General features: G+C 70.0%; 22 protein-coding genes. 11 read left to right on the top strand and 11 right to left on the bottom strand.

The window, feature by feature from the left end; genetic code table 11:
* Position 1: 1 nt before the first annotated feature.
* From V8688_RS00175 to V8688_RS00185, 3 genes are read right to left on the bottom strand one after another with little or no spacing between them, the layout of a single operon-like run.
* Positions 2 to 1,081, bottom strand: coding sequence for a quinone-dependent dihydroorotate dehydrogenase (locus V8688_RS00175; RefSeq protein WP_218720242.1), 1,080 nt, complete (start codon positions 1,079 to 1,081; stop codon positions 2 to 4).
* A gap of 8 nt (positions 1,082 to 1,089) precedes the next feature.
* Positions 1,090 to 1,344 (bottom strand): DUF5703 family protein, encoded by a 255-nt coding sequence (locus V8688_RS00180; protein WP_218720240.1) that lies wholly within the window; start codon positions 1,342 to 1,344, stop codon positions 1,090 to 1,092.
* Positions 1,344 to 2,354, bottom strand: a complete 1,011-nt coding sequence (locus V8688_RS00185) for a hypothetical protein (protein WP_218720238.1) — start codon at positions 2,352 to 2,354, stop codon at positions 1,344 to 1,346. The genes V8688_RS00180 and V8688_RS00185 overlap by 1 nt, the downstream gene beginning before the upstream one ends.
* Before the next feature lie 162 nt (positions 2,355 to 2,516).
* Between V8688_RS00185 and V8688_RS00190 the strand changes: the two genes are divergently transcribed.
* The 3 genes from V8688_RS00190 to V8688_RS00200 are packed head-to-tail and all read left to right on the top strand — an operon-like array spanning position 2,517 to position 5,512.
* Positions 2,517 to 2,873: a hypothetical protein gene (locus tag V8688_RS00190; protein ID WP_218720236.1), complete on the top strand. Its 357-nt coding sequence runs from the start codon at positions 2,517 to 2,519 to the stop codon at positions 2,871 to 2,873.
* 6 nt (positions 2,874 to 2,879) lie between these two features.
* Complete coding sequence (locus V8688_RS00195; protein WP_316574832.1) at positions 2,880 to 3,413, top strand: hypothetical protein; 534 nt, start codon at positions 2,880 to 2,882, stop codon at positions 3,411 to 3,413.
* Positions 3,414 to 3,415: 2 nt separating this feature from the next.
* Complete coding sequence (locus V8688_RS00200) at positions 3,416 to 5,512, top strand: MMPL family transporter (RefSeq protein WP_342799852.1); 2,097 nt, start codon at positions 3,416 to 3,418, stop codon at positions 5,510 to 5,512.
* 209 nt (positions 5,513 to 5,721) lie between these two features.
* Here V8688_RS00200 and V8688_RS00205 read toward each other — a convergent pair whose 3' ends face one another.
* Complete coding sequence (locus V8688_RS00205) at positions 5,722 to 6,315, bottom strand: hypothetical protein (protein WP_342799853.1); 594 nt, start codon at positions 6,313 to 6,315, stop codon at positions 5,722 to 5,724.
* 167 nt (positions 6,316 to 6,482) lie between these two features.
* Between V8688_RS00205 and V8688_RS00210 the strand changes: the two genes are divergently transcribed.
* Positions 6,483 to 7,103, top strand: coding sequence for a hypothetical protein (locus V8688_RS00210; protein WP_218720231.1), 621 nt, complete (start codon positions 6,483 to 6,485; stop codon positions 7,101 to 7,103).
* A gap of 52 nt (positions 7,104 to 7,155) precedes the next feature.
* Here the strand turns inward: V8688_RS00210 and V8688_RS00215 are convergent, their stop codons facing one another.
* The 6 genes from V8688_RS00215 to V8688_RS00240 form a co-directional block, all read right to left on the bottom strand.
* Complete coding sequence (locus V8688_RS00215) at positions 7,156 to 7,944, bottom strand: oxidoreductase (protein ID WP_342799854.1); 789 nt, start codon at positions 7,942 to 7,944, stop codon at positions 7,156 to 7,158.
* A gap of 71 nt (positions 7,945 to 8,015) precedes the next feature.
* Positions 8,016 to 8,591 (bottom strand): TetR/AcrR family transcriptional regulator, encoded by a 576-nt coding sequence (locus V8688_RS00220; RefSeq protein WP_342799855.1) that lies wholly within the window; start codon positions 8,589 to 8,591, stop codon positions 8,016 to 8,018.
* 56 nt (positions 8,592 to 8,647) lie between these two features.
* Complete coding sequence (locus V8688_RS00225; RefSeq protein ID WP_218720227.1) at positions 8,648 to 9,547, bottom strand: heme ABC transporter ATP-binding protein; 900 nt, start codon at positions 9,545 to 9,547, stop codon at positions 8,648 to 8,650.
* On the bottom strand, positions 9,544 to 10,665 hold the full coding sequence (locus tag V8688_RS00230) for an iron ABC transporter permease (RefSeq protein WP_218720225.1): 1,122 nt from the start codon (positions 10,663 to 10,665) through the stop codon (positions 9,544 to 9,546). Before V8688_RS00230 ends, V8688_RS00225 begins: the two co-directional genes overlap by 4 nt.
* Positions 10,662 to 11,675 (bottom strand): ABC transporter substrate-binding protein, encoded by a 1,014-nt coding sequence (locus V8688_RS00235; RefSeq protein ID WP_218720224.1) that lies wholly within the window; start codon positions 11,673 to 11,675, stop codon positions 10,662 to 10,664. Before V8688_RS00235 ends, V8688_RS00230 begins: the two co-directional genes overlap by 4 nt.
* Before the next feature lie 17 nt (positions 11,676 to 11,692).
* Positions 11,693 to 12,670, bottom strand: a complete 978-nt coding sequence (locus V8688_RS00240; protein WP_218720222.1) for an aldo/keto reductase — start codon at positions 12,668 to 12,670, stop codon at positions 11,693 to 11,695.
* Positions 12,671 to 12,899: 229 nt separating this feature from the next.
* Here V8688_RS00240 and V8688_RS00245 point away from each other — a divergent pair, with 229 nt between their 5' ends.
* The 6 genes from V8688_RS00245 to V8688_RS00270 all read left to right on the top strand — a co-directional run bounded on the left by V8688_RS00245 (position 12,900) and on the right by V8688_RS00270 (position 17,423).
* Positions 12,900 to 13,841, top strand: a complete 942-nt coding sequence (locus V8688_RS00245) for an undecaprenyl-diphosphate phosphatase (RefSeq protein ID WP_218720221.1) — start codon at positions 12,900 to 12,902, stop codon at positions 13,839 to 13,841.
* Positions 13,842 to 13,872: 31 nt separating this feature from the next.
* A complete protein-coding gene (locus tag V8688_RS00250) occupies positions 13,873 to 14,583 on the top strand; it encodes a histidine phosphatase family protein (protein ID WP_218720219.1) in 711 nt (236 codons plus the stop codon).
* A gap of 50 nt (positions 14,584 to 14,633) precedes the next feature.
* Complete coding sequence (locus tag V8688_RS00255; protein ID WP_218720218.1) at positions 14,634 to 15,221, top strand: DUF3090 domain-containing protein; 588 nt, start codon at positions 14,634 to 14,636, stop codon at positions 15,219 to 15,221.
* A gap of 4 nt (positions 15,222 to 15,225) precedes the next feature.
* Positions 15,226 to 16,023 carry an SCO1664 family protein gene (locus tag V8688_RS00260; RefSeq protein WP_342799856.1) on the top strand — a complete coding sequence of 266 codons (798 nt, stop codon included), beginning with the start codon at positions 15,226 to 15,228 and terminating at the stop codon, positions 16,021 to 16,023.
* 59 nt (positions 16,024 to 16,082) lie between these two features.
* Positions 16,083 to 17,060, top strand: coding sequence for an aldo/keto reductase (locus tag V8688_RS00265; protein ID WP_218720214.1), 978 nt, complete (start codon positions 16,083 to 16,085; stop codon positions 17,058 to 17,060).
* 93 nt (positions 17,061 to 17,153) lie between these two features.
* Entirely contained in the window at positions 17,154 to 17,423 is a 270-nt protein-coding gene (locus tag V8688_RS00270) for a hypothetical protein (RefSeq protein ID WP_218720212.1), read from the top strand.
* On the opposite strand, the gene V8688_RS00275 is transcribed toward V8688_RS00270, so the two are convergent.
* Positions 17,408 to 17,665, bottom strand: coding sequence for a hypothetical protein (locus V8688_RS00275; RefSeq protein WP_218720211.1), 258 nt, complete (start codon positions 17,663 to 17,665; stop codon positions 17,408 to 17,410). The genes V8688_RS00270 and V8688_RS00275 overlap by 16 nt on opposite strands.
* 344 nt (positions 17,666 to 18,009) lie before the next feature.
* On the opposite strand from V8688_RS00275, the gene mshC reads away from it, so the two are divergent.
* Positions 18,010 to 19,248, top strand: a complete 1,239-nt coding sequence (mshC, locus tag V8688_RS00280; protein ID WP_218720210.1) for a cysteine--1-D-myo-inosityl 2-amino-2-deoxy-alpha-D-glucopyranoside ligase — start codon at positions 18,010 to 18,012, stop codon at positions 19,246 to 19,248.
* The last annotated feature ends 25 nt before the right edge of the window (positions 19,249 to 19,273 follow it).

Consider the following 19,273-nt stretch of genomic DNA (forward strand, 5'->3'; position numbering starts at 1 on the left):
CTCAGGCCGAGGGGGCGCGGTGCTCGGCGCCGACCGCGTCGGCCAGCGAACGGAAACCACCCGCCCGCAGGTTGGCGGCGATGCCGCGGTGGATCCGGGTGGTCCAGAACGGGCCGCCGTAGATGAAGCCGGTGTAGCCCTGCAGCAGGGTGGCGCCGGCGAGGATACGGGCCCAGGCCTGCTCGGGGGTTTCGATGCCGCCGACCGAGATCAGGACCAGCCGGTCGCCGACACGGGCGTAGAGGCGGCGCAGGACTTCCAGGGAGCGCTCGGCGACCGGCGCACCGGACAGGCCGCCCGCGCCCATCGCCTCCACCTCGGCGGCAGGCGTGGCCAGACCGTCGCGGCGGATGGTGGTGTTGGTGGCGACGATGCCGGCCAGACCCAGCTCGACGGCCAGGTCGGCGACCGCGTCGATGTCGTCGTCGGACAGGTCGGGGGCGATCTTCACCAACACCGGGACGCTGACGCTGTCCAGCACGGCCTGCAGGATCGGGCGCAGCGACTCGACCGCCTGCAGGTCACGCAGACCGGGCGTGTTCGGGGACGAGACGTTGACGACCACGAAATCGGCGAGCGGGCCGAGCAACCGGGCGCTGGTGGCGTAATCGCCGGCCGCGGCCTCGGGTTCGGTGACCTTCGTCTTGCCGATGTTCGCGCCGATCGGGACCGTGGGGTGCGCGCCGTGCAGGCGGGCGGCGGCGGCCGCGGCACCGTGGTTGTTGAAACCCATCCGGTTGATCAGACCGTGGTCGGCGGGCAGCCGGAACAGGCGCGGGGCCGGGTTACCCGGCTGCGCGTGCGCGGTGACGGTGCCGATCTCGGCGAAACCGAATCCGAGCGAGCCCCAGGTGTTCGCGCCGTCGGCGTTCTTGTCGAAACCGGCGGCCAGTCCCAGCGGGGCGGGGAAGTCGACACCGAAGGCCGTGGTGGCCAGGATCGGATCGTCGACGACGGTCAACTTGCGCGCGAGCCAGCGGGTCGGCGGGAACCAGGTGGCGAACCGCAGGGCGGAGAACACCAGGTGGTGCACCCGCTCCGGCGGGATCAGGAACATCAGGCGTAGTAGCAGGGCGTACATGGGTCGGCTCACATTCCGGGCTCGGGCACAGGCAGGACGGCATTCTTGCGGCGGCGCAACAACACCCGGCGGCTGCCGTCGGTGTAGGCGCGCACGCGCGACAACTCCCAGCCACCGAACTCGGCCTGAATGGCCAACCGCATCGAGGCGGTGACCCGGGTGACCTCCGGTGGCAGACGCAGGGGGACGTATTCGTAGTCGTCGTTGCTGGTTTCCCAGCTCGGCGGTACCGCCGAGCGCGAACCGTGAGATCTGGCGGCCATCACTGCCCTCTCTTCCGCTCGTCCGCGCCGATCCGCTGCAGACCGTCGCCCGTGGCCGAGGCCACGAACAGGTCGCCGGTGCGGGGGTCGACGGTCACCGCGTCGGGCTGTCGCAGAGTGGGGAACCGCCCCACCTCGACGCCGATCCCGGTCGACAGGTCGTATCCGACCACCTCGTTGCTCTGCGTGCAGGTCACCCACACCGTGCTGGACCGCGGATCGTAGGCGAGCGCGTAAGGCGATGATGCTACCGGGAAACGCTGCCGCAGGACGAGCGGACCGGCCGAGTAGACCAGCAGTTCGCCGCCCGCGGTGTCGGTGACGATGATCCGTCCCTCCGGGTCGGCGATCGCGTTGGCGGCGCCGTCGCCCGCGCGCAGCATCAGGCCGAGGGCGTCGTCGCGAACGCTGACGACGGCGGTCTGCTTGCGGTCGAGGACGGTGATGTGCTCGCCGGTCAGCGCGATCGCGTCGGCCGAGACGAGGCCGGTGACGGTGCGCGCGACGCTGCCGTCGGGGCGTAGTTCGACGATCGTGCCATCGGCCGTGCCGACCACGAGGTTGCCGTCGGTGCGTGTTTGCACGCTGTGCACGTCACCGTCGACGGCGACCTCGGTGACGGTGCCCGCGCTCGCGTCCACCCGCAGCACGCGGTTCGGCGCGGCGACGAGGACTTCGCCCGGCTTGCCCTGGGCGAGGGCGGCGCCCGCGGCGGGCAGGGTGACGGTCCGCGCGGCGGTGGGCGCGGCCGGGTCGATCAGCGACAGTGTGGTGCCCGCGGTGTCGAGCGCGGCAAGACGGCCGGTCTCGCGTTCGGCCAGCAGGGCTTTCGTGGCGGCGGCGGGGACGACCTGCCCCGCCGGGGCGGTAGCGGTGGCGGGGGAGACGGCCGCGGTGGCGGGTTCTCTGGTCGGTACGTCCGGGGCGCCGTCCTCACCGGCGCATCCGGTCAGCAATACCAGTGCCGCCGCGCCGACCAGCGCTGAGGCGACCGAGCCGCGAGGGCGCATGCACCGAACTCCTAATCTCACGAGGTGACCGCTGATCACCATCTGACCATGATGACTCACCGGTAGCTCCGACCGGGTGGCGCACGTCGGGCCTGTCGGTGACGGGGGTTACTGTTGACGTGTCGACAATCCGTTACCGGCGAACGGCAGGAGATCATCGCGATGACCGACCGGACAACCGCGGGGTTCGGCATCGATGACATCACCGTGGGCCCGTTCGCCCACGGCTTCGGCACCACCGACGACGGCCGCCTGTTCGCCTTCCGCACCCGCCGCGCCACCCTCACGCTGCAGATCTACCGCCCCGACCTGGGTGAAGCCGTGCCCGGCGCCGACGATGTGGTCGCCACCGCGCAGGCACCGGTCACCGATATCGACCTCGGGGACGAGCGCAGTGTCACCGCGTTCGTCCGCGATCTGATCCACGACGCGATCCCGGTCCCGAGGGCCGCGCCGCGGGACACCACGACCGTGCGGAGCATCCTGGGCCGGATCAGTGCCGTCATTGATGGTATGTAGATGGTGATGTCTTCCACATTTTTCGCCAGGGCCGCTGCGGCCACCGCCTGCCTCACGGCCCTCGTCGCTCTCACCGCATGCGGTGGAGGCACCGACGAGGCCTCGGTCGACGCCGCACGGTCTTCGGCCAACGCTTCCCTGTCCGCCTCCATCGCGGTGTCGTCGAGCAAGGCCAATGTGCCGCTGCCGACCGCCGCGGAACTCGACGCGCAGATCAAGCGCGCGCTCGACCCGAACCTGCCCGATGTCGAACGCACCGACCTGATCGAGGACGGCGCCGCGTTCAAAGACGCCATCCCCGATATGTACAAAGCGCTGCGCGACAACCCGCACGCGGTGTACGGCGTCGTCGACCCGGTCTTCGACAATCGTGACGGCACCCTGACCGCCACCATGCGCCTGGACAAGGACGGTTCGGGCACCAACATCCGCACCACTATCGTGCATTTCGTGCTGCTCGACGGGAAGTGGAAGATCTCGCGCACCGATCTGTGCGGCATCCTGCGCTCGGCCGACTACCGCACCGCCGCCTGCGGCTGACGATGCGGGAATCGCGCGCGATGCGGTGGGGCCGATTCGTCCACCGCCACCGCTACCTCGTGCTCGGCGTGTTCGTCCTGACGGTGCTGATCTCGGGCTGGTTCGGCCGCGATATGGCCGGCCGCTACACCCAGGAGGGCTGGTTCGACGAGTCCAGCGAGTCGGTGGCGGCCTCGAAGCTGGCCGACGACATCTTCGGCCGCGACACCGACGGCGACCTGATCGTCATCTACACCGCGCCACCGGGCACCACCGTCGACGATCCCGGGGTGCGTGGCCCCGTCGTCGCCGCGCTGGCGGACCTGCGCGCACGCTACGGCGAGCGCATCCACAAGATCGACAGCTACTGGGACAGTCCCTTCTCGGCGAACGCTTCCGACCCCACCAAGCAGCACGCCTTCGCCAGTATCGGTCTGGCCGGTGGCGGCGGAACGGCGACGGTCAACAACTACCTGGCCCTCAAACCGCATCTGAACGCCGATGTTCCCGGAGCGGGACCGGGCGGCACGACCGTGCAGCTGGCCGGGCTCCAGCCGGTGGTCGAGGGCATCAATATCGGTATGCAGCACGACATCCGACGGGCGGAGATCATCGCGCTGCCGATCGTGGCGATCCTGCTGTACTTCGTGTTCGGCGGCGTCATCGGGGCGTTGCTGCCGGTGATGATCGGCGGGCTCACCGTCCTCGGCACCTCCGGCATCCTGCGGTTCCTCACCGCCCATATCGAGGTCAACGTGTTCGCCAGCGCGGTGATGACGCTGGTCAGCCTCGGCTTGGCGATCGACTACGGGCTCTTCACGGTCACCCGGTTCCGGGAGGAGCTGGCGGCGGGGCGCAGCGTGGAGGAGGCGACCGCGCGCACCGTCGCGACCGCGGGCCGCACCGTGTTGTTCTCCGCCGCGATCATCGCGATCAGTCTCGGCGCGTTGTTCATCTTCCCCAACGGCGTGCTGCGGTCGGTGCCCTACGGCGGCATCTCCGCGGTGATGCTGGCGGCGCTGCTGTCGGTGACCGCACTGCCCGCCGCGTTGAGCATCGCGGGCCGCCGCATCGACTGGCTGGGCTGGAAGCGGTTCTCCCGCAGCAAGACCGAGGCCGAGATCGATGCCGGGTTCTTCTCCCGGCTGGCGCAGTGGGCGATGCGGCGGCCGTGGGCGGTCGTCATCCCGATCGTGCTCGGCCTGCTGGCGTTGAGCATCCCGCTGCGCCATATCGAGTTCGGCGGGATCAGCGAGAAGTACCTGGCCGCGGACAATCCGGCGCGCGTCGCGCAGGAGGACTTCGACCATCTGTTTCCCGGGTTCCGCACCGAACCGCTGAAGCTGGTCGTGGTGAACGCGACGCCGCAGCAGCTCAGCGACATCCGGTACGAGGCCAATCAGGTGCCCGGGCTGACCGGGCGGTTCGAACCCGCGGCGCCGACGAAGGACGGGGTCAACGTGCTCTCGGCCGGGCTGGGCGACAAGCGCGACGCCGACCGGGTGATCGACACCCTGCGGGCCCTGCCCGAACCACCGGGCGTGCGGATCATGGTCGCCGGTATCCCGGCGCTGGAACGCGACAGTATCAACGGCCTCATCGACGGCTTGCCACTGCTGCTGGCGATTCTGATGGCGGCGGCGCTGGCGATGATGGTGATCGCGTTCCGGTCGGTGATCCTGGCCGTGAAGGCCGTCGCGATGAGCGCGCTGAGCCTGGTCTCGACGCTGGGCGTGCTCACCTGGATCTTCGTGGAAGGCCATGGCGCCGGGACCTTCCAGTTCACGCCCGGCCCGCTGATGTTCGCGGTGGTGGCGTTGATCGTCACCGTGATCTTCGGGTTGTCGACCGACTACGAGGTGTTCCTGCTGTCGCGGATCGCGGAGAAACGGGCATCGGGCGCCGACGCCACCGAATCCATCCGCTACGGCGTCGCCCACACCGGCGGCGTGATCACCTCGGCCGCGGCGATCCTCATCGTGGTGACCGGTGCGTTCGGCTTCTCCGATCTGGTCCTGATGAAGTACATCGCCTACGGCATGATCGTGGCCCTCATCATCGACGCGACCATCATCCGCATGGTCCTCACCCCGGCCCTGCTCAAGATCATCTGGCGCTGATCGCAGGCTCGCCGGCATCTTCCTGCCGGCGAGCCCGTGCCGGTTGAATGTCCCCGTGCCGAAACCGTCGCATGCCTACCGATTCCTCGGGCCGGAAAATCTTCGCCGATGCACCGACGGGTTTCGTGCCCACAAATCGCGCGGCTATCGCGACGAATCCCGCCGCTGCGGGTGCCGTTCCAGACAACATCGCGGCGTGCGGGTCGATGTCACCGCGGCACCACCCAGGCTGTCTGGAACGCCAAGGCAATCAGGCCGGCGTTGATGATGAACCCGAGTACGAGGGTGGGCGCGAAGAACAACACGAGCAACACTGTGGAACCGGCGACTCCGGCCGATGTGAGACCGGTCCACCAGGTGTCCGGGACCAGCCATCCGAGCACCGCCAGCGCGGCCGCGGCCAGTGCTACGAACGTGACCACGGCCAGCACCGGACCCACCGAGTACACGAGTCGGCTGTCGATTCCCCGACCGATCAACCACGAGTGATCCGTATCGAACGAGTTGTCCGCATCCGTGTCAGCGGACCCGCGCGGGGGTGCCCGAAACAGAAAGACCAGATGCACCCAGCCGTGTGCGAACAGGATCGCCGCGACCAACCACGCACCCATGGGACTGTCGCGGTCCAGCAACCACCAGACCAGGACGACCACCACCAAGAGAACGACCGCCAGCGGCAGGAGCCCTGTCACCGTCTTGATCGCACCCACCTCCCTCTGCATGACCGCAACGACGCGATGATCATGCGAACCGGCCCTGCCGACGCCGCCGCGAGTGTTTCTCTTCACCGTGGATGCCTCCAACTACACTCCCCGCGTCGCTGGCGAAGGCAGGGCCGTTTGTCACAGACCTCGGTGCCGAAAGAGCCTCCCCTCCACGGGCACACCCCAGCACGGTCCGCACCCGGCGTTGCTCGAGATCATCCGGCGCTGACCAGGGTCTCGCCGGCACCGAGGTGTTGGATGGTTCCGTGCCGAAACTGTCGCATGCCTACCGATTCCTCTCCGGTATCGACACCGCTCGTGCTCCGCTCGTTCTGCTACACGGCTCGGACGGCACCGAATCCGACCTGCTGCCGTGGGCCGAGGACATCGCGCCGGGAGCGGCGCGACTGGGTATCCGTGGAACCGTCGTCACGGATGGCGGGTACGCCTTCTTCCGTCGCTTTCCGGATCGCCGGGTGGACGAAACGGACCTGGACGCCCGGGTGCCGGTGCTGGCCGAGTTCATCGAAACGTCGTGCTCCCGACTCCATCTCACCCGCCTGCCGGTCGTGATCGGGTTCTCCAACGGTGCGATCATGGCCGCGGCGTTGCTGATGGCCCGCCCCGAGTTGCTGGCGGGGGCGATTCTGTTCCGGCCACTGTCGCCGTTCGCCGACGACGATCGCTACCGGTCGGATCGCACGCCGGTGCTGATCGTCGACGGCGCGAACGACGACCGCAGGTCAGCTGGCGACGGTCGGCGATTGGCCGGACGGCTGCGTCGTGCGGGTGCGCCGGTGACCCATCGTGTGCTATCCGTCGGTCACGCCGTGACCTCAGCGGACATCGCCATTGCGCACGAGTGGTGGCGCGCATGCGAGCTGTGAGGCTGAACCCGGGCGGCGGACGCGTGAGTACGGGCCAGCCGCCGGGTGGGGATCAGGTGGTCTTGATGATGCCGCCGTCGATGACGAAGTCGGCGCCGACGATGTTGGCGGCTCTGCCGGAGGCGAGGAACGTGATCAGGGCGGCGACCTCCTCGGGTTCGGTGATGCGGCGGGAGGCGATGTCGAACTGTGCGGGCAGCGCGTCGAGGAACTGCTCCTGCGATACGCCCTGGGCGGAGGCCAGTTTGGCGCCGATGCGATGCTCGTCGCGCCAGATCCGGGTCCCGACCGGGCCGGGGGAGACCGTGTTGACCCGCACCCCTCGCGGACCGAACTCCTCGCTGAGACGCTTGCCGAACGACGCCAGGGCGGCCTTGGCCTCGCTGTAGCCGACCGGACCGGAGCCGGGGACGTGGGCGTTGATCGAGGACACGTTGACGATGACGCCCCGCCGGTCGAGGAGGCTGGGCAGGGCGGCTCGGGTGGCCCAGATCGCGCTGAAGAGGTTGAGGTCGAGGTAGTGGCGCCATTGGTCGTCGCTGCTGTGGAGGAACCCGTCCAGGTCGAGCCATTCCGGGTCGCCGCCGCCGACGTTGTTGACCAGGATGTCGATGCCGCCGAGTTCCTCGAGCGCGGTGCCGATGACCGTGACCGCACCGTCCCGGGTGCTGAGGTCGGCGGAAACCGTAGCGGCCGAGACCTTCTCGAGTTCGGGGGTGATGGTGCGGGCCGCGCCGACGACGCGGACGCCTGCCTCGGCGAAGGCTTCGGCGACGGCCAAGCCGATGCCACGGGAGGCCCCGGTGACGACCGCGGTCTTGCCGGTGAGTGCGAGATCCATGGAACTACCTTTCTTGAACTACAGGTCAAATATTTGGACAGGCGGAAGCCACTCGATGGCCGAGTGGGAGATCAGAGGACGGTCAGCGCGACATCGACGAGACGGTAGAGCTCGGGGGCGTCGTTGGTCTTGGCCATGATGCGCAAGCCGGCGCTGGTGGTGAACAGGAGGGCGGCGACCGCGCCCGGATCGACGGCGGCGTCGACATCGCCGTCGCGGCGACCTCGGTCGATCCGGGCGGCCAGTGTCGCGACGATGCGGCGCTCGATGCCACACAGGGTCTCGGTGATCGCCGGGTCCTGGCCACCGAACTCGGCGGCGGTATTGACCGCCAGGCAGCCGCGCCGGACCGGTGTGGTGAAGTCGAGATCCACGGCGGCGCGCAGGTAGGCACGCAGACAGTCGCGGGTGGTGCCAGGGCGCGACATGTAGTCCTCGGCCATGGCGACGCCGTTGTGCCCGTAGCGTTCGAGCGCCTGATCGAACAGCGCGCGCTTGCTGCCGAAGGTGTTGTAGAGACTGCCTTTGCCGATGCCGGTGGCGTCGGCGAGTTGCGCGGGGGAGGTGTTGGCGTAGCCGTAGGACCAGAACTGGTCCATGGCGCGATCGATCACCGTGTCGGCGTCGAAGTTGCGTGGCCTGGCCATGTTGTCACCGTAGAGGTTCTATACCTCTGGGTCAATAACTCGACCCGAATTCGCGATCAGTGCTGACCACGCTCGGGCAGGACGAGTTGGGCGCCGGTGACCGGGTGATCGAAGACGTCGACGGGGTGACGGTAGACCTCGGTGAGGAGTGCGGGGGTCAGGACCGTGCGCGGTGGGCCGTCTGCGGCGACCCGTCCGGCATCCAGCACCGTGACCCGGTCGGCGTAAGCGGCGGCGACCCCGAGATCGTGGACGACGACCACCACGGCCGCGCCCTCGGTCGCGCGGGTCGCGGCCAAGCGCAGCACGGCCTCCTGGTGGCCGAGATCGAGAGCGGCGGTGGGTTCGTCGAGCAAGAGGGTGGCGGTGTCCTGGGCGAGAACTCGCGCCAGCGCGACCCTGGCGCGTTCGCCGCCGGACAGCGACGGGAAGATCCGCTCGGCCAGGTGGGTGACGTCGGTGGCGGCCAGCGCGGCGGCGATGAGCTCGTCGTCGTGGTCGGCGGCGGGGGTGTGCAGCCACGGTGCGCGGCCCATCGCGACGACTTCGCGTGCGGTGAACGGGAATCCGACCGCGTGCGACTGCGGCAGCACCGCGCGGCGGCGAGCCATGTCGGCAGGGGTCCAGTGGGACAGCGCGTGCCCTTCGAGCCGCACGGCGCCGGAATCGGGTTCGAGTTCCCCGGCCAGCGCGGCGAGCAGGCTCGACTTGCCTGCCCCGTTCGGGCCGACCAGGGCGACGATCTCGCCCGCCGCCACCTGGAAGTCGATGTTCTCGAGTACGGTCCGGCTACCCCGCCGAACGGTCAGTCCGGCCGCGCGCAGGGTCACCGTGCCGGGTGCGGGCCGGTGCGGCACATCGGGTGTCCGGGCGAACAGGCTGCGCCAGGACCGGGCGCGGCGCGGGGGCGTCACCGGTGTGGCCACCGCCGGATCGTGGGGTCGGATGTCGGTCATCCCCAGCCTCCCGCGCGGGCCCGGGTGCGGCGCAGCAGCCAGAAGAAGAACGGGCCGCCGATGAGCGAGGTCAACATGCCCAGGGGCAGGTCGGCATTGTCGACCAGGGTGCGCGCGAGGACGTCGGCCCCGAGCAGCACCACCGCGCCGACGATCGCGCTCAGCGGCACCAGCACTCGATGGCCCGGCCCGACCAGCATCCGGACCACGTGCGGCACGATGAGCCCGACGAACAGGATGATGCCGCTGAACGCCACACCCGCGGCGGTCAGCACGGCCACCACCACGATGACCTGCCTGCGCAACCGCTCGACATCGACACCGAGGTGCCGGGCGGCGGAGTCGCCGAGGGCGAGCAGATCCAGGCGTGGCGCGATCAGGACGGCGGCGAGCACCCCTGCCGCGGTGAGTACGGCCACGATCGCCACGGCCTGCCAGGTGGCGCCGTTGAGGCTGCCCAGCTGCCAGAACACGATCTGATCGCGCGCGGCGGGAGTGGCCACGAACAGCAGCAGGGCGATCAGACCGCCCGCGAACGCGTTGATCGCGACACCGGTCAGGATCAGCGTCACCACCTCGGTCCGCCCACCCGACCGGGACAGCAGGTACACGAGCACTGTGGTGAGCAGGCCCGCGACGAACGCCGCGGCGGCCACCGACCAGGCCGCGACGAACGCGCCACCGACCACGATGACCGTGCCCGCGCCGACCGCGGCGCCCGCCGACACACCGATCACGCCGGGTTCGGCGAGCGGGTTGGCGAACACGCCCTGCAGCAACGCTCCCGCCGTCGCCAGCGCGGCGCCGACCAGGATCGCGAGGGCCACCCGGGGGAATCGCACCTCCCACAGCGTCACCTCGCCCGCCGGATGGGCGGGCAGGGGGCCGAGATCGAGCCCGATCCGGTGGGCGACGCTGCCCAGCACCTCGGCCGCGGTGGTCGGCACCTGACCCAGCACCGACGACACCAGCGCCAGCGCGACCAGCGCGAGCAGCGCGACGGCGAAGACGACAGCGACCCGGGCGGTCCGGTGCCGAGGGTGCGGTAACGGGTCCGGCGTCGCGTCGTCGATCCGCGGGGCGTCCGCGGACTTCGTCAGGTCGGGGGCATCGCTCATGCCGGCTTGCCGTAGACGGCGTCGGCCAGGGCGGTGATGACGCGGCCGGTGTTGGGGCCGAAGCTGAGCACCACCGCGTCGGCCATGTCCACGACCCGATGATTGCGACCGGCGGGAGTCTGGGCGATGCCGGGCACCTTCACCAAGCCGTCGACCCCGCCGACGGACTTCAGCCCGTCCGACATCACCAGCAGCACATCGGGCGCCGCGGCGATCATCGCCTCGCTGGTGATCGCGGTGAACGGTTCGCCGACCCCGGACGCGGTGCCCGCGTCGACGGCGCCGATGGCGGTGATCAGCGAGTCCGCGCCCGAGCCGCGGCCCGCGATCATGGTGATCGCGCTGCTGCGCAAGTACAGGAAGGCGATGGTGGGCTGCGGGTCCTGCTTCGGCACGCGGGCTGTGGCGGCGGCGATCTCGTCGCGGGTGCGCTGGCCCAGCCGGGTTCCCGCCTCCGGCACACCGAGTGCGCCGGCGACGGCCTCGATCTGCGGGACGACGCCGTCCATGGTGCGCTGCGGGTCGAAGTAGACGACGGTGACGCCCGCCGCCCGCAGTTGTTCACGCACGGCGGGTGCGGCACTGGTGGTATCGGTGAGGAACACCGACGGGCGCAGCGCGAGCACCGCTTCGACGCTCAGGCTGCCGTTGCCGCCGGCCACGTTCGGCACGTTCGCGACGGCGGGGAAAGAGGCAGAGGTGCTGCGGCCGACGAGGTTCGCGCCGAGCCCGAGGGCGTACACGGTCTGGGCCAGGGTGCCGTAGCGGTCGACGGCGATGATCCGCGAGGTGTCGGTGACGGTCACCTCGGTGCCGTCGAAGGACCGTGCGGTCACGGGCAGCTGCGGAGTGGGCGCGGCACCGATCGGGACCGGGTCGAGGTCGGTCAGCTGTGCGGTCACCGGGCCGCCGGTGGTGGCAGTCGATGCGGGGTTGCTTCCCGTGCAGGCGACGGCGCCGGTCAGCACCGTCGCCGCGAGCATCGCCGTCAGCACACCACGCAGTCTCATGCAGGTAAGGCTAGCCATCATTCGGAACGGGCGCTCACATCGTCCAGGGCCGCCGCGATCGCGCGCGGCAACTCGAGGGTCTCGGCGGCCAGCACGCCGGTGAGCTGACCGATGTCACGGGCACCGACGATCATGCTCGCGATGCCGGGCCGGTCGCGGATCCAGGCCAGCGCGACCGCCAGCGGTGAGGTGCCGAGGCCATCAGCCGCGGTGACCAACGCGTCCACCACCCGCGTCGCCCGCTCGTCGTCGAGCCTGCGTCGGATCTCGGCGGCCGTCGCCTCGTCGGCACCCCGCGAGTCGGCGGGCACGCCGTCGCGGTACTTGCCGGTGAGAATGCCTCCGGCCAGCGGCGCCGAGGCGATGATGCCGACCCCGTGGTGCCGGGCGGCCGGGATCACATCGGACTCGGTGCCCCGCGCGAGCAGCGAATACGGCGTCTGCGCCACGGTGATCGGCGCGATCGCGGCCAGACTGGCCAGCTGCCAGGCCGCGAATCCGCGCACGCCCGCGTAGCGGGTCCGGCCGGTCCTGACCGCGGTCTCCAAGGTCGCGGCGACCTCGTCGAGCGGGGTGTAGGGATCCCAGGCGGCGATGCTCCAGATATCGAGATGGTCGGTGCCGAGCTCACGCAGCGTGCGGTCGAGCTGGGCGAGCAGCGTCCGTCGCGAGGCGTCGACCACCGGGCCCGTCGCCGCGGGGGCCGGCACCGAATCGCCGACACCGGCGCCGGGCGCGTGCAGCACGACACCCGCGCTGCCGCTGAGCACCAGCTCGTCGCGGGCGACCAGATCGCCGAGCAGATCGGCCAGGATCCGCTGCGCCGCGCCGTTGCCGTAGACGGGGGAGAGATCGACGAGAGTGCCACCGGCCTCGGTGAACGCCGCCAACTGCACCGACGCCTCGTCGGCGTCGGTATGGGTCCCCCAGGTATGGGTCGCCAACCCGATTCGCGACACCCGAAGGCCGCTGCGTCCCACCGTTCGCTGTTCCATCACCGCGCCCGCGTTTTCGTCACGTCGACCAGCCTAATGGGCCGCCCTCGGCCGCCTTCGCCGACGACCCGTGGCGTCGCGCACTCTCAGCAGATCCCAAGGTGGGCGGGCGGCACCGGCGCAGCCGGGCGGGTAGGGTCGCTGCGGGATCGCGGCCCCACCCGGCCGCACGTGAAGCAAAAGCCCAGGAGGACGCGGTCTTTCGGGCACGAGATAGCAGGAGGACGCGGTGGGCGAGTCGATGACCTGGATACAGGCATTGGTACTCGGGCTTGTGCAAGGACTTACCGAGTTCCTGCCGGTCTCCTCTTCGGCGCACCTGCGCATCGTCTCGGGCGTGTTCTTCGGCGACGACGCCGGCGCCTCGTTCACCGCCGTCACCCAGCTCGGTACCGAGGCCGCCGTCCTGGTGTACTTCGCCAAGGACATCTGGCGAATCATCGTCGCCTGGTTCACCACCCTCGGTATGCGGCTGCGCGAACGATCCCAGCGCGAAGTCGCGGTCGCCGACCGGGTCACCACCAAACTGCCGGTGATGGATCGCAGCGCTCGCGACGCCTACGAGCGTGACACCCAGCGCGAACTGGACTACCGCATCGGTTGGTACGTGATCATCGCCACCATCCCGATCGGCGTGCTCGGGTTCCTGTTCAAGGACGAGATCCGCACCGGCGCCCGGAACCTGTGGCTGGTGTCGTTCATGCTGGTCGCGTTCGCGCTGGTGATCGCCGCCGGTGAGCACTTCGGCAGCAAGACCCGTCCGATCGAGCAGCTGACCACCCGCGACGGCCTGATCATGGGCCTGGCGCAGTGTCTGGCGCTGGTTCCCGGCGTCTCGCGCTCCGGCGCCACCTCCACCGCGGGTCTGTTCCTCGGCCTGCAGCGCGAAGCGGCCGTCCGCTTCTCGTTCCTGCTCGCGATTCCCGCGGTCACCGCCTCGGGCCTGTTCAGCCTGCCGGACGCCTTCGAACCCGCCGGTGAAGGCCTCAACGCCAGCGGTCCGCAGCTGCTGGTCGCGACGATCATCGCCTTCGTCGTCGGCTACGCCTCGGTCGCCTGGCTGCTCAAGTTCGTCGGCAAGCATTCGTTCTACTGGTTCGTCGGTTACCGGATCATCCTCGGCCTGGTCGTGATGGGCCTGCTCGCCGCGGGCGTCGTCTCGGCGACCTGAGCCGCCGGGCACTGATGGTTAGGCTGGTCCCATGACGGTGATCCTGCTCCGGCACGGAGTGTCCACGTCGAACACCGCGCGGACCCTGGCCGGCCGCACTCCCGGTGTCGAACTCACCGACCGCGGTACCGAGCAGGCCGCCGCGGTCGCCGACCGGCTGGCGACGCTGCCGATCGAACACATCGCCAGCTCACCGTTGTTGCGTTGTCAGCGCACGGTCGCCCCGCTCGCCGAGAAACTCGGCCTCGAACCCGAGCACGACGAACGGCTCATCGAGGTCGACTACGGCGACTGGACCGGCCGCCCGCTGGCCGAACTGCTCACCGAACCGCTGTGGAAGGTCGTGCAGCGGCACGCCTCCGGTGCGGTGTTCCCCGGTGGGGAGGGCCTGGCTCAGGTCCAGCAGCGTGCGGTCGCCGCGGTCCGCGACACCGAACGCCGCTTGTCCGAGCAGGCGGGCCGTGACGTGCTGTGGGTCGCCTGCGCGCACGGCGACATCATCAAATCGATCCTGGCCGACGCACTCGGCCTGCATCTGGACAGTTTCCAGCGGATCGCGGTGGAACCCGCCTCGATCAGCGTCGTCCGGTACAGCCCGGTCGGGCCGTCGGTGTGGAAGTTCAACGACACCGGTGCCGACCTGTCCGCCCTCGCCGTCACCGCGTCGCCGACTCCCGGTGGAGAGGTGACGAATGCCGCGGGCGCGGATAATGGGAATGCGGGACACCGCGATTCTCCTTAGAGGGAGGGTGTTCGTGAGTGTCGAACAGGGTCACGTAGCAGGAGGTGCATGTGTCACGCGCAATCCATGTATTTCGCACCCCCGATCGTTTCGTCGCCGGTACCGTCGGTGAGCCGGGCGATCGTTCGTTCTACCTGCAGGCTGTGCAGGAACCGCGCGTGGTCAGCGTGCTGCTGGAGAAGCAGCAGGTGAAGGTGCTCGCCGACCGGATGGGACTGCTGCTCGACGAGGTGGCCCGTCGCTTCGGCGCCGAGGTGCCGCCGGAGGGCGAGGACGTCCGCGATGTCGCGCCGCTGGTGACCCCGATCGATACCGAGTTCCGGGTGGGCACCATGGGTCTGGGCTGGGACGCCGACGCGGGCGCCGTGGTGGTGGAACTGCTGGCGATCACCGAGACCGAGGTCGACGAATCGGTGGTGCTCGACGACACCGAGGAAGGCCCCGACGCCGTGCGGGTCTTCCTGACCCCTATCCAGGCCCGTGAATTCGCGTTGCGCTCGGCGCGGGTGATCGCGGCGGGTAGGCCGCCGTGTCCGCTGTGCGGTGAACCGCTGTCCGCGCGTGGTCACATGTGCGTGCGCACCAACGGCTACAAGCGCGGCGAGATCTTCGGCGCGGCCGAGATCGACGAGGAGTGATCCGGTGACCGCACTCACCGAAGGCGAGCTGGACATCGTCGGCCGTGTCGGCGTCGCCAGCAACCTGACGCTGGTGTGCGAGATCGCCGCGCCCGAGCCCGACGGCGCACCGCTGCGCGTGGTGTACAAGCCGGTGCGCGGGGAGCGTCCGCTGTGGGACTTCCCGGACGGCACCCTCGCTGGCCGGGAAGTCGCCTCCTACCTGATCTCCGAACAGCTGGGCTGGGGTGTCATCCCGGAGACGGTGTTGCGCGACGGGCCGTTCGGGCCCGGCATGGTGCAGCGGTGGGTGACCTCGGTCGACCACCACACCGAGACGAAGCCGCGCCTGGATCTGGTCGACCTGTGCCGACCGGGCACGGTGCCCGACGGTTTCTGCGAAGTCCTGCGTGCTCTCGACGGTGAGGGCAACGAGGTGTCACTGATTCACGCCGACGATCCACGCCTACAGCGGATGGCGGTGCTCGACCTGCTGCTCAACAACGCCGATCGCAAGGGCGGGCACGCGCTCGAAGGCGTCGACGGGCAGGTCTATGGCGTCGATCACGGCATCTGCCTGCACTCCGAGCCGAAACTGCGCACGGTGCTGTGGGGCTGGGCCGGGCGCCCAGTGCACGAATCACTGATCACCGACATCACCGCGTTCGCCGCGAATCTGCCCGGCGCCGTGGCCGATTCGCTGGCCGAGCACATCACCGACGCCGAGATCACCGCGCTGACCGAACGCACGAAGGCGCTGCTCGAGGATCCGGTGATGCCGCTGCCCAACTCGTCGCGCCCGATTCCCTGGCCCGCGTTCTGATCCCAGGGTGGCCCTGTCACGGTCTGCCTGCGTCGGCGATTCCCCGCCAGACTGACCGTATGCTCCGCTACCGCCTGCTCGGCCATACCGGCCTGCGCGTCTCCGAGTTCGCTCTGGGCACCATGCGTTTCGACGACCCCGTCGAGGCCGCCAGGATCATCGACACCTATGCCGAGGTGGGCGGCAACTTCCTCGACACCGCCTCCGCCTACGGCGAGAGCGAGGCGATCCTCGGCCGGGTGCTGCGCGCGCGGGACCGCTTCGTGCTCGGCACCAAGTACACCCTCAGCCGTGACGCCACCGACCCCAACGCGGCGGGCAACCACCGCAAGAACCTGGTGCTGTCACTGGAACAGAGCCTGCGCAGGCTGCGCACCGACTACGTCGACGTGTACTGGGTGCACGTGTGGGACCGGCACACGCCGATCGAGGAGACGATGCGCGCCCTCGACGACGTGGTGCGGGCTGGAAAAGCGCTGGCCATCGGCATCTCCGACGCACCCGCCTGGGTCATCGCCCGCGCCAACACGCTCGCGCAGTCCCGCGATCGGACCCCGTTCGCCGCCGTCCAGGTGCCCTACAACCTGCTCGAACGTGGCATCGAACGGGAACTGCTGCCGATGGCCGAAGCCTTCGGGCTCACCGTCACCGCGTGGTCACCGCTGGCCGGGGGCGCTCTCTCGCCAGGGGCGGGCCGGGCCACGACGCCCTCGGAACTGGCCGCGGTCGCGGCAGTGACACACGTGGCCTCGGGACTGGGCGTCGCGGCCGAGCAGGTGGCTTTGGCCTGGACACGGCAGCGCAGTCGCGCGGTGCTGCCGATCCTCGGGGTACGCACCGCCGAGCAACTCGCGGGCAATCTGGCGGCGGCGCGACTGCGCCTGCCCGCCGACGCGGTCCGAGTGCTCGACGACGCGGTGCCGTTCGACCGGGGCTTCCCGGCCGATTTCGTCGCCGAATGTGATGCGAGCCCGATGGTTTACGGCGCCGCGGTGGACCGCGTCGATGTCGACGATTCCGGCCCACGGATCCGCTGACGTCGGGTATCTTGAGGCTGCTTTTCCGGGTCGGGGCCGGTGCTAGTGTGCTCCAAGCACTTTCGTCATTCCACGCAAGATCAGAGGAAATCTATGTCGACCCGATCGATCGTCACCACCTCCGCCGCCGCGCTGCTACTCACCGGCGCCGTCGCCGCCGTGGCCGCGCCCGCGCAGGCCTTCCCCAGCGGCTGGTGGGCCGAGAAGACCTACGTGTGCAAGGCTACCGACCGCAACACCGGTGCTCCGCTGCCCGACGTCACCGTGCAGGCCGCCGATCAGGTCGGTGCCTCGTTCTACGCGCTGCCGCAGTTCGGCCCGGACGTCGACGGCGCGAACGTGCAGTGCTACCTGCAGGCGTGATCGAACGATGAGTTCGGTGTCGCCGCTCCCGACGCGCGGCGACACCGGGCCGTCGCCCAGCCCCCGGCCCAGCCGGAGTGCGCGCTGAGGAGTCGCTCGATGGCCGCGGACTGCCCCAGCACCGCGTGACCCACCTCGGGCAGCGCACGCACCTCGCCCCACGCGAAGCAAGCCCGCGCCCGCTCGGCACCGCGCGCCGAATCGACGAGCACGTCGCCGACGCCCAGCGCCGGCACGTCCATCGCGCGCAGGTCCACGTCGGCGGAGAACGGTAACCGGTCGGTGCACGGCGAGAAGCGCCGGAAAGGTCGACTCCACTTCGAGGACGTCCGGGATTCAGCAGCGTCCGACGTGTGAGAATGATCGCGGAGAATCCGCATCGGCAACCATCTGCCCAGGTGGGGTGGGTTCGGGCCGGTAGGTCGCCCGCCACCGCCGTGACCAGCGGATCTGCCTGAGCACAACCCTTGACGCAACCCCCGGAACACGTTTGTGTGCAGGTAGCGGGCCGCTCCGGCGACACCGCGGGCAACCGCGTGACCGGCCCGCGGGCCGGGCGCCACAACGGGGGCTCTACCCTCGAATCATGCAGTCCTGGTCCGATATCGCCCTACCGACCGTCCCCGGAGCAGGGCCGCCGTTGCGGTTGTTCGACACCGCCGACCGCCAGGTCCGCCCGGTCACCCCCGGCGCGACCGCGAAGATGTACGTCTGCGGCATCACTCCCTACGACGCCACCCACCTCGGCCACGCCGCCACCTACCTCACGTTCGACCTGATCAACCGGCTGTGGCGCGACGCGGGCCACGACGTGCACTACGTGCAGAACGTCACCGACGTCGATGATCCGCTGTTCGAGCGCGCCGCCCGCGACGGCGTCGACTGGCGTGACCTCGGCAGCTCGGAGATCGAGCTGTTCCGCGAGGACATGACCGCCCTGCAGGTGCTGCCCCCGAAGCACTACATCGGCGCGATCGAGTCCGTCGAGGAGGTGGTGGAGCTGGTGCAGAAGCTGCTCGCCGCCGGCGCCGCCTACATCGTCGACGACGCCGAGTTCCCGGACATCTACTTCCGTACCGACGCCACCGAGCAGTTCGGCTACGAGTCCGGCTACGACCGGGCCACCATGGAGCAGCTGTTCGCCGAGCGCGGCGGTGACCCCGACCGTCCCGGCAAGCGCGACGTCATCGACGCGCTGCTGTGGCGGGCCGAGCGCCCGGGCGAACCGTCCTGGCAGGCCCCGTTCGGCGCGGGCCGCCCCGGCTGGCACATCGAATGTGCGGCGATCGCGCTCAACCGCATCGGCACCGAGTTCGACGTCCAAGGCGGCGGCTCGGACCTGATCTACCCGCACCACGAATACTCCGCCGCGCACGCCGAGGCGATCACCGGCGCGCGCCGCTTCGCCCGCCACTACGTGCACGCCGGGCTGATCGGCCTCGACGGCGAGAAGATGTCGAAGTCCAAGGGCAACCTGGTGCTGGTGTCGAAGCTGCGCCGCTCCGGCGTCGACCCGGCCGCGATCCGCCTCGGCCTGCTCGCCGGGCACTACCGCGAGGACCGGATGTGGACCGACGACGTCCTCACCGCGGCCCAGGCCCGCCTGGCCCGCTGGCGCGAAGCCGCCGCCCTGGCCACCGGCCCGTCGGCCGCCGACACCGTCGCCCGGCTGCGCCAGCACCTGGCCGACGACCTGGACACCCCGAAGGCGCTCGACGCCGTCGACAACTGGGTCGAGCAGGCACTCACCTACGGTGGGGCCGATCCGGCCGCGCCCGCGCTGGTACGTGACGCCGTGGACGCGCTGCTGGGTATCACGCTCTGACAATCGCGGGTCACCCGGCGACATT

It is taken from the genome of Nocardia sp. No.11 (assembly GCF_038752175.1).
GTDB classification, from domain to species: domain Bacteria; phylum Actinomycetota; class Actinomycetes; order Mycobacteriales; family Mycobacteriaceae; genus Nocardia; species Nocardia canadensis.

Bases quoted from the DNA above. Each gene is read 5' to 3' on its own strand.
- V8688_RS00175 (WP_218720242.1), bottom strand. From the start codon at position 1,081: ATGTACGCCCTGCTACTACGCCTGATGTTCCTGATCCCGCCGGAGCGG.
- V8688_RS00200 (WP_342799852.1), top strand. From the start codon at position 3,416: ATGCGGGAATCGCGCGCGATGCGGTGGGGCCGATTCGTCCACCGCCAC.
- V8688_RS00180 (WP_218720240.1), bottom strand. From the start codon at position 1,344: ATGGCCGCCAGATCTCACGGTTCGCGCTCGGCGGTACCGCCGAGCTGG.
- V8688_RS00190 (WP_218720236.1), top strand. From the start codon at position 2,517: ATGACCGACCGGACAACCGCGGGGTTCGGCATCGATGACATCACCGTG.
- V8688_RS00185 (WP_218720238.1), bottom strand. From the start codon at position 2,354: ATGCGCCCTCGCGGCTCGGTCGCCTCAGCGCTGGTCGGCGCGGCGGCA.
- V8688_RS00220 (WP_342799855.1), bottom strand. From the start codon at position 8,591: ATGGCCAGGCCACGCAACTTCGACGCCGACACGGTGATCGATCGCGCC.
- V8688_RS00250 (WP_218720219.1), top strand. From the start codon at position 13,873: ATGACGGTGATCCTGCTCCGGCACGGAGTGTCCACGTCGAACACCGCG.
- V8688_RS00235 (WP_218720224.1), bottom strand. From the start codon at position 11,675: ATGAGACTGCGTGGTGTGCTGACGGCGATGCTCGCGGCGACGGTGCTG.
- V8688_RS00225 (WP_218720227.1), bottom strand. From the start codon at position 9,547: ATGACCGACATCCGACCCCACGATCCGGCGGTGGCCACACCGGTGACG.
- V8688_RS00230 (WP_218720225.1), bottom strand. From the start codon at position 10,665: ATGAGCGATGCCCCCGACCTGACGAAGTCCGCGGACGCCCCGCGGATC.
- V8688_RS00270 (WP_218720212.1), top strand. From the start codon at position 17,154: ATGTCGACCCGATCGATCGTCACCACCTCCGCCGCCGCGCTGCTACTC.
- V8688_RS00240 (WP_218720222.1), bottom strand. From the start codon at position 12,670: ATGGAACAGCGAACGGTGGGACGCAGCGGCCTTCGGGTGTCGCGAATC.
- V8688_RS00195 (WP_316574832.1), top strand. From the start codon at position 2,880: ATGTCTTCCACATTTTTCGCCAGGGCCGCTGCGGCCACCGCCTGCCTC.
- V8688_RS00265 (WP_218720214.1), top strand. From the start codon at position 16,083: ATGCTCCGCTACCGCCTGCTCGGCCATACCGGCCTGCGCGTCTCCGAG.
- V8688_RS00275 (WP_218720211.1), bottom strand. From the start codon at position 17,665: ATGGACGTGCCGGCGCTGGGCGTCGGCGACGTGCTCGTCGATTCGGCG.
- V8688_RS00215 (WP_342799854.1), bottom strand. From the start codon at position 7,944: ATGGATCTCGCACTCACCGGCAAGACCGCGGTCGTCACCGGGGCCTCC.
- mshC (WP_218720210.1), top strand. From the start codon at position 18,010: ATGCAGTCCTGGTCCGATATCGCCCTACCGACCGTCCCCGGAGCAGGG.